Annotated in this window: 5 protein-coding genes; 1 reads left to right on the forward strand and 4 read right to left on the reverse strand. The window is 62.9% G+C overall.

The window, feature by feature from the left end:
• Window positions 1-7: 7 nt before the first annotated feature.
• From VLU25_21475 to VLU25_21490, 4 genes are all read right to left on the reverse strand, one after another.
• Window positions 8-2,113 (reverse strand): penicillin acylase family protein, encoded by a 2,106-nt coding sequence (locus tag VLU25_21475; GenBank protein ID HSR70515.1) that lies wholly within the window; start codon window positions 2,111-2,113, stop codon window positions 8-10.
• Between the two features lie 18 nt (window positions 2,114-2,131).
• On the reverse strand, window positions 2,132-3,265 hold the full coding sequence (locus VLU25_21480; GenBank protein ID HSR70516.1) for a hypothetical protein: 1,134 nt from the start codon (window positions 3,263-3,265) through the stop codon (window positions 2,132-2,134).
• A 44-nt stretch (window positions 3,266-3,309) separates the two neighbouring features.
• Entirely contained in the window at window positions 3,310-5,829 is a 2,520-nt protein-coding gene (locus VLU25_21485) for an FtsX-like permease family protein (GenBank protein HSR70517.1), read from the reverse strand.
• Window positions 5,830-5,902: 73 nt separating this feature from the next.
• Window positions 5,903-7,417, reverse strand: a complete 1,515-nt coding sequence (locus VLU25_21490) for an amidase (protein ID HSR70518.1) — start codon at window positions 7,415-7,417, stop codon at window positions 5,903-5,905.
• Between the two features lie 640 nt (window positions 7,418-8,057).
• Between VLU25_21490 and VLU25_21495 the strand changes: the two genes are divergently transcribed.
• Window positions 8,058-8,798 (forward strand): class I SAM-dependent methyltransferase, encoded by a 741-nt coding sequence (locus VLU25_21495; GenBank protein HSR70519.1) that lies wholly within the window; start codon window positions 8,058-8,060, stop codon window positions 8,796-8,798.
• Window positions 8,799-8,935: the final 137 nt, after the last annotated feature.

An 8,935-nucleotide genomic window follows, 5' to 3' on the forward strand; every position in this document is an offset into this window, starting at 1 on the left:
CTGTCTTCTATTTCCCGACGGAAAGCTTTTCCTGCCGGGACAGGTGCTTGTCGATTTGTTCCACGCTGAGCAGAGCCTCGCGCATGGACTTGGAGGCCAGCAGCGAAAGCTGGTCTCCGTTGTGGGGCGAGCCCTCCTGTGAGGAGTTGCCGTAAGCCAACAGCACTTCGGCCCGCACCGGCTTGGAGAACTCGACCAGGGCCGAGTAGGACTCGCCTCCCCGGCTGTAAAACTTGCCGTCCTGCCCGGGAGCGAATTGGATGGAGTGAAAGATGCCCATGAATCCCGGCCCGCCGTTTCCGGGGTACTCTTCGGTCCCTACCTTGAATCTGTGGACCTCGCCCCAGGCCACATCCAGCGACCCGTAGTACCGGGTCACGTCGTGTGCGCTCTCGAGCAGCTTCTTCAGCGCCCCCGGAGGGTCTTTGAGTCCCCTGGGAGTGGAGAGCGGCTCCCCGGCGTCGAAGCCCTGGGCGAAGATCTCCTCCCCCAGTCGCCGCACCCAGGCCCTGAAAAGCACCGCCCCCTTGCTGTCAGCGTCCACCCGGCGGTCCCAGGACTCCAGCACCCGCTTGCACTGCTCCAGCACTTCCCGCTCCTCTCCCTCGCGGGGCGCCGAATCGATGGCTTCGAAGAGATCGTCGAGGATGCGGTCGGCCATCTCCACCCGGTCGAGAAACTTCATCTCCCGCAGCGACTCGAAGGACTGCTTGGGAGCCGTCTGCAGGGTCTTGATCAGTTGCTGAGTCCTCAGCCCGGGAATCTCGGCCGGGGGGATGAAAGGCGGATAGTCGCCGGCCTCGAGCTGGGCGGGCAAGGTACTGGTCCAGGGCAGGTCGTTGCTGTTTTGCAGCCAGCCCGAAGGCGGATCGACGAAGCGGGGCAGGCGCTGGAAGCCGTAAGTCTCGCTCCACATCGTCTCCGACTTGTTGCCGGGGATGGTATTCAGCCAGAAGGCGGCGTCGCCCACCGAGCGTTCAGGCAGCAGGCCGTTCCACATGAACATGGTGTGTCCGTCCTGGTCGGCATAAATGACGTTGAAAAAGGGCGCCTGCATCATTTCCAGGGCCGCCTGAAACTCCTCCAAAGAGGAGGCCTGGATCATCTTCCAGTACTGCTGGAAGAGACGCGGATAAAGTCCGCGGGTGGAACGGTAGGCGTAAGCCTTGTCGCCCCGGCGCAGCACCACCGGGCCCTGCACGGCGTAAGACAGGGTCAACTCGCGGCTCTCGCGCCCGCCTTCCCCATCCTTGACGAGCAGGGTCTGGGTCTTCTTCTCCAGCGCCTTGCTCTGGCCGTCGTAGAGGTAGTGGTCTTCGTCGGTCATGGTGATTTCGTAGAGATCGGCCCCGTCCACGTAGTTGGCGGTGTGGGCCCATCCCAGCCGGTCATTGAAGGCCAGGACCAGCACCGGAAATCCCATCAAGGTGGCGCCGTAGAAGTTTCTATCGCCCAGCTTCAAGTGGGCTTCGTAAAAGGTGTAGAAATCGCGCCAGGGCAGATGGGGATTGGTCAGCAACATGGCGTTGCCCTCCACCGTGCGGGCCGGTGACAGGGCCAGCGCGTTGGATGCTGCGGGCACCTCCATGGAGCCGCTGACCAGGATCCTGCGTCCTACGAACCCCAGCTCCATGGTGCGCAAGAGGTTGGCGAAAAGATCGGAGGGCTGTACCGGCAGCACGTCCTGGTTCTCGTCCTTGACGGCCTGCGGATGAGCCCTGGCGTAGTCGTTCATCCCCTTCACGAAAACGTCGATGTAGCGCTTGAAATCAGGATCTTGCTGTTTATAGGCCCGGGCCGCCATCTGGGGAATCTGCAAGGCCCGGATCAGGGCGTCGGCTCCCAGGTGGGAATCGCCCCAATACTCGGCCGCCTGTCCTCGGGCACTGCCGTAAAGGGAGAGCACCAGGTTGGCGTGGCTGTGCATTTGACACCAGCCGAAGGCGTAAAAAAGGGCCTCTTCATCGGCCGCCAGTATGTGAGGGACTCCGAATTCGTCCCACTTGACGGTAGCGGTTCCCGCCTTGGCATCCTCGGCCGCCGAGGAGGTCCCCGGCATGGCAGCGATGCAAGACGAAAGCAGCGCCAGCCTGATTACTCGCGTTATGGACATGCTTCTTCTTCCCTTAAGCTATGAGCCGGCCGGGTGCAGCGAGTCGAGCACCTCGCTCAGCACCGCCGCCTCGGTTTCCTTCATGCACTGCAATTGCGCTGCGGCTTCCTCCAGATCCTCGCGCTTGAAGCCGCCGGAGTTGTATTGGTAGGCCTGAAAACGCAGCATGCGGGCGCCCGACTCGACCGGAGCGTAGGAGAAGGAAAAAAGGCGCCCGTCGCGGAAGCGTCCTTGCTCCTCCAGATACCGGAGCCGCTCCAACATGCACGACTTGTGCTCCCAGAGGGTGCGGGTGGCCCTGAGATCCAGTGGGCGGCCTTGCCGGCTCATTTCGGCCAGGTAGTCCTGCAAGGCCTGATAACTCTGCACTCCCCACTCTCCTGTAAAGCGCCGCGCCTTCCAGTAGAGAGGTTTGCGGCGCATCTGGCGGGGAGTGAGGCTGGCCCGCGAGTTCAGGTAGTCCGACAGTTGCCGCCGCACCGCTTCGAGGTCGAAGGGCCTGGAGGGGGTCTTGCGCGGCTTGATCAGCCGCAGATAGCGGCGCGCCATTTCGTTTCTGGGCATGTGGTAAAAGGCCCTGAGGACGTCCTCGAATCCCATTGGGGCGACTTCGTAATCGGCCCCGTATCCGGCCACGTGAAAGACCTTCTCGGGCCACTCGTAGCCGATGATCATGTTGTCGTGGACGGAGTGAGTGTTGCCATAACAGGGACGTCCCGGCAAAAAGTACTCGTCGATGTGAATCTCGGCGTAATAGCCGTCTGCGATGCCCTCGGTCAGAAGTTCGATCAAGGCCGGGGGGCGGCTGAGGCCGCGGCTGTGGGTGTCAATGACGCGAGTCCGCAGCAGCCCCATCTCCTCCCACCCCTCGACGGTGAGCGAAGGCAACATCAGAAAGCGGTCGTAGTCCTCCTTCCGATGGGGAAAGAAGACCTGTATGAAGCTTTCGTAGAGGTAGGGCCGGCAGCCCGCAATCTGATCCACGATGGAAAGCGGAAAGGCATGGTTGAGATAGCTTCGCACCGGAATCTCAAGGGCGAAGGGAAGCAGCATGCCGGCGGGACACTCTCCCGCCTTTATCCGGCTCAGGTCGGGGATCCGGCTGCGCTTGCGCAGCAAGGCCCCAGGTAAATTCAGCGTTGGCCTCGACATGGGTATTGAATTGAATAAGCGGAAAGGCCTCTTAGGCCCAGGTGTCAAGCCCCGCGCAGCACCTCGGTGGGCGTCAGCGATCCGGCCTTGCGGGCAGGTTGAAGGCCGGCCAGCAAGCCGACGGCCAACAATCCCAGACAGCACACCAGGTAAACTCGAGCGTCGGTAACGTTGACCAGGTGCAGTTGGCTTTCAAGCAGCCCGAAGTAGACCAGCCCGATGTAGGAGGCCGCCAATCCCGTCAGCACCCCCGGCACCACCAGGAAGAGGGTGTAGCGCAGAATCCCGCGCTGAATGTCGCCGGGGGTAGCTCCCAGCGCCAGTCGGATGCCCATCTCGAAGCGGCGTTGGGTCACGGCCTGACTGACAGCCGAGAAAATGGCCACGCAGGCCAGCAAGGCGCCGATGCCGGCCAACAGGACCTGGACGAAGACGATCAGGCGGTAGGTGTTCTCGCGCTGACCGAGCAGGGCCCGCAGCATGCCGAAGTTGCCCACCACGATGTCCGAGTTGACCTGCAGGACGGCCTGCCTGATCTGATGTTCGACCTGGGACCCGAAGGCGGGAGCCTTGAGGTAGAGATATCCGAAGCTGACGGCGTTGTCGTAGCGGTTGGACAGGTAATAGCCTGGTTCGGTCTGGTCCTGCAGGGGCAGCCCGTGCAGTTCGCCTTCTTCATGTTGCCATCGGCGCACGTTGCTGACGACCCCCACCACCCGGAAGCGCTGACCGCGGGCTTCGACGAACTGATCGAGAGGATCGTCGCCCCTGAAGTAACGGCGCACGAAAGCCTCGTTGACCACCATCACGGGTTCGGAATCGTCGCGGTTGTGAAACTCCGAGATCGACTCGCCGCGAATGACGTGCATTCCCACCAGGTCGAAGAATCCCGGCCCCGCAAACCCCTCCTTGGACTGGGGGAGATCCTCGTCGGGCAAATCAGGCGGCGTATCGGGCAGCCGGACGCCCCGCATCTCGCCCCAATGGGGGAATTCGAGCTTGCTCATGGCCGCCTCGGTTACGCCGGGAACCCGACGCACCGCATCGACCACCGAGTCCATCAAGCCGTGGAGACGCGAAATGGTGTCGGGAAGCAGCGAGCCGTCCTCGGCCAGAAAGCTGTATCCCGGCAAGCGCACGTCGGTGCGCACGATGTTTTCGAACTCGTATCCGTAGTCGTACCCGGAAATGCGGTCCAGACTGACCAGAAAGAAGCCTCCGATCACCAGAGCCGCGCAGGTGGCCGCGATCTGCAGGAAGCGCAGGAAGTGGCCCACGTTCTTGAACGTGCGTCCCTCGCTGAGTCCGCGGCCCTCTTCCTTGAGAAAGGCGGCCAGCAGATCGGAGGATCCCAGAGCCAGGGTGGTCAGGCTGAGCAGAATCAAGACCGCCACGCAAGCCGCCAGAGTCACCGCCAGAATGCGCCAGTTGAGATGAATGTCGCTGCCCAGCATGGCCAGCAGGCCCCAGTCGGCTCCCGAGAACTGGGTCAAGACGACCTGGATCAAGGCGAATCCGAAAAGTACCGCCGCCAGGTAGCCGCCCAGAACCAGGGCGCCGTTCTCCATGGCGAAGAGGCGCATGATGTCTTTGCGGCCGGCTCCCAGCGCCACCCGGGTCGCATATTCGGTCCGGCGCCGGTTGAGTTGCACCAGGGCGAAGCTGCACAGGTTGGCGGCCGCGATGATGAGCAGAATCAGCCCCGTTGAAAGCAGCAGGTTGATCTGGGTCTGCACCAGGCTGTGAGAACGCTCGTTGATGTGCTTGACGTCCAGGGTGTTGTTCTCGAAGTAGCGGGGAGGCACCAGATCGGCGAAGCGGCCTTCCAAGGCCTTGACCTCGGCCACCGCTTGAGCCGGGGTCACGCCCTCCTTGAGCAGCCCGGCCAGCCAGACGTTGAAGCTGGCCCCCAGGAAAACAGGCTCCTTGAAACTGGAGGGCGACAGCACGTCGAAGACGGTCTGTTTGAAGGTGAAGTCGTCGGGCAGGACACCGATGATGCGGTGCGAGACTCCGTTGATGTTGACCCGCTTGCCGACGGCGCCCTCGTCCGACCCGAAAGCCGAAACCCAGATGTGGTAGGCCAGCATGACGCTCTTCTCGGCGTCGGGCTCGAAGTCGAAGTCGCGCAGCGCCCGGCCCCGGACGGCCTCGATATTCAGGACCTCCTGAGCGCCGGCGCCCACCCGCATACCGTGCAGGCGGAGAGGGCGGTCGATGTTGGAGAGGGTAAAGGCATAAGTCCCGACCCGACAAAGGGCCCGGTAGGAATTGAGCGCCTCCTCCAAGGGTTCCAAAAGACTGTTGCGGAAGCGGTAGAAGTAGTCCTGCTCGGGATCTCGGGGGGCCGCGCCCACCAGGTAAACATCGTCGTGCCGGCTGGAGTACGAGCCGATCAAGTAGTTGTCAGCCAAGGCGTAAATGGCGGCATTGGCTCCCACCGCCACGCCCAGCACCACCACGGTGGTCAGCGAACTTCCCACCGACTTGCGAAACTTGCGAGCCGTGATCTTCCAGTCTTTGAGCATGTAGCGTCCTACCCCCCCGCTTGCTGTTAGCGACAAAACTCTTATGCGATAGTAATTGCGGGGGTCACTTGTGACAAGTCCCTCAGTCTCTCGGCTCCTCAAGGCCCCTTCACTTCCAGGACGGAGCTTGCCAGCGAGGCGGAGGAGCGGTCAGCCTCTCAAATTCGCATCCCAATTGCAGCAAGCGGGCTTCGCTGAAAGGAAGCCCCACCAGCGAGAGTCCCAGCGGGTGGCTGCGGCCCGGATGCATGGGGAGCACCAACTCGGGAAGTCCGGCCCAGGCGCAGGCCACTCCGAAGGCATTGTCGTGACGCATGAGCGGCGGCGACAGAGGCCCCTTCAGGGACACGGCCCAGGATCCCGTGGGAACCACCAGGGCCTCCGCATCGGCTTCTTGCAAAGCCTGGGCGAAGGGCGCCCGCAGTCCTTCCAGCACTTCTTCCCAGACCCCCAATGCGTCCTTGAGCGGCGCCGCCTCCAGCAGAGGGATGAGTAGGTTGTCGGGCTCGGTTGCGGTCATCGTCATGCCGGTGGGCAGAGGTGCTCGGAAGCGTTCCTGCAAATCATCGAGGTTGCGGATAGGTGAGTCCTCCGACCAGGTCTCGGCAAACCGCCGCAGCGAGTCGCCTCCAAGCGCCAGCGCGGCCTCATGCGAAGAGGCCCCGGCCAGGTCCTCTGCCTGCCACAGGCCGGCGTCTATGTCGAGGAAGCGGGCTCCCGCCTTCTCCATCAGTTGGATGGCCTGCCGGTAGCTCCGCCTGACCTCCTCTCGCAGGGTTTCTTCGATGCCGGCCGGCTTGGCCAGACGCAGTCCGGCCAGCGATCCCCGCGGACGCAACCGCCCGGCCCATCCAGCCGGCCTGGCAGCCCGGTAAAGGCCGGTGAGGGGATCGAGCGGATCGTCCTCGGCGGCCACCGCCTCCAGCAGCAGGGCCAGGTCCTGGACCGAGGGAGCGATGGGACCCACCACGTCGTGAGGCTGAAAGGCGCACACTCCCTGACGGCTGATCATCCCCACCGTCGGCCGCAGCCCCGCCAGCGCGCACTCGGCGCTGGGAGCGCGCAGCGACCCCCGAGCGTCGGTGCCGAAGCCCGCCAGCCCCATGCCGGCTGCCACCGCCACCGCCACTCCGTTGCTGGAGCCTCCGGGCTGGGTGCGGCAACCGTCGAGCGGATTGCGAACCGGACCTCCCCTGGCACTGGGAGCTGTCAATCCGAACTCGGGCATGTTGGCCTTGGCCAGGATCAGCGCCCCCGCCCTCTTGAGCCGGGATACCAGCGTCGAATCGCGGCCATAGCGCGCTCCCATCAAAAAGTGAGAACCGCAGGTGGTGTTGAGGGGATCTTCAGCGGTGACGATGTTGTCTTTGATGACCAGCGGCAGTCCCCACAAGGGCCGTTCGCGGTCGGCCGGCAGCACCCGGCTCAGCCGCTTACGGCTGCGCGCCTCGGCATTGACTTCCAGAACGGCGCCCAAGCAGGGGCCGCGCTGATTGAAGGCTTCGATCCGGTCGATGCAGTGTCCCGCAAGGCATGCCGCGGCCTCCAGCGGGTCTTTTCCGCTGATACGCCGCCGGGCTTCTTGCAGGATCGAGTGGTGGCGCCGGTCGAATAGTTCGTGCATACCTCGGCTGGCGCGCACTTCCGCTGCTAGCTTAATCTGCTCCATAAGTAATTGCAATTGTGATTTTATTTGACCTTGAGTGCAGATGCGCTCCGCGCCCGTCACTTACATCGAGCTTGACGATTCCGACGAACGGAAAGGGCCTCAGTCCGTTGAGAGGATCGGACAGAGGTGTCGTCAAGTTGACAGACACCTGACCCGTTAGGAATTGGTCTAGCTCCTGCACCGCCAGTGTGATGATTTTCGCCCCAACCTGAAGTGCCCAGGTCGGCAAATGGGCTGCCGACCGCTCAGGCGCAGCAGCGCCTTGGCACTTTAGATTTAATGAAAATCCATCACTGTTGCAAGTAGCATAGCTAAATTGACTCCGGCTGTCGCGACATTTCTTTTGTAAGACACGACTTATTTTTTGTATTTCGAGGCGAAAATTTCAATTTGCGATTGCATATTGCAAGAGATATGGGACTGAAAGTTCGGATGGGTTAGTTATACATCGCAAACACAGTCAAGTTTGGATATTGATAATTAAGCCCATTCGTAATAGCTGAATAGACCTCTCGATCAGGACGGAGAATGAACCTTCCGGCCTCGATGACGCCCCGCCGGATGCGGACTCGCACCCTGGGAGCTAGACTGGATCATGGCCTCTTTCAAGGATCACTATTCTGATCGGGCGGCGCAGTACTCCGCCAGCCGTCCCACCTACCCGCGGGAGCTGGGTGAATCGATCAGCAGGATGGTCGCGAGGCGCCGGCTGGCCTGGGAGGCCGGCTGCGGATCGGGTCAGGTCACAGTAATGCTGTCCGGCTTTTTTCAGCGTGTGGCGGCGACGGACGCCAGCGCTCTCCAACTGGCTCAGGCCCAGCGTCATGCCAACGTCCGCTACTGGTGCGCGTTGGCCGAGAGCAGCGGACTCAGGGCGGGCTCGGCCGACCTGGCCATCTCGGCCCAGGCCGCTCATTGGTTCGATCTGCCGGCTTATTACGCCGAGGTCAGGCGGGTCACCCGTCCCGGCGGCCTCATCTGCCTGGTCACCTACGGGATCGTGCGGGCGGGTGCCGAGGTCGACCCGCTGCTTGAGGAGTTCGAACATCAAGTCATCCAACCCTGGTGGCCCCCGGAGCGCCATCACGTCGAGGAAGGCTATGCCGGCTTTCCCTTCCCCTTCCGGGAACTCGAAGATCCCGGCCTGGAGATGGCAGTGGAATGGACCTTCGGCGAGTTCTTCGGCTACTTGAGGACGTGGTCGGCCGTGCGGGCCCTGGAGATGTCTCAGGGGCCCGAGGAGGTCGAGTCGTTTGGACGCAGGCTGGAGCGGGCGTGGGGTGCCGGCGCCCGCTCGGTCCGCTGGCCATTGACGGTGCGTGCCGGCCGCATCTGACCGCCCTGACGGGGCCTTCTGCCCATCGCCGCAAGGATGCGCCTCCCACCAAGCGTGAATCGGCTTGCTCGATGACAAGCACCGAGGCGGCTGCGGCTGTCAGCAGCGGAACTGCGGGGAAAGATGCTGAGGGCCCA

Source organism: Acidobacteriota bacterium (assembly GCA_035471785.1).
Taxonomy (GTDB): domain Bacteria; phylum Acidobacteriota; class UBA6911; order RPQK01; family DATIPO01; genus JANQFM01.

Bases quoted from the DNA above. Each gene is read 5' to 3' on its own strand.
- VLU25_21495 (HSR70519.1), top strand. From the start codon at position 8,058: ATGGCCTCTTTCAAGGATCACTATTCTGATCGGGCGGCGCAGTACTCC.
- VLU25_21490 (HSR70518.1), bottom strand. From the start codon at position 7,417: ATGCACGAACTATTCGACCGGCGCCACCACTCGATCCTGCAAGAAGCC.
- VLU25_21480 (HSR70516.1), bottom strand. From the start codon at position 3,265: ATGTCGAGGCCAACGCTGAATTTACCTGGGGCCTTGCTGCGCAAGCGC.
- VLU25_21475 (HSR70515.1), bottom strand. From the start codon at position 2,113: ATGTCCATAACGCGAGTAATCAGGCTGGCGCTGCTTTCGTCTTGCATC.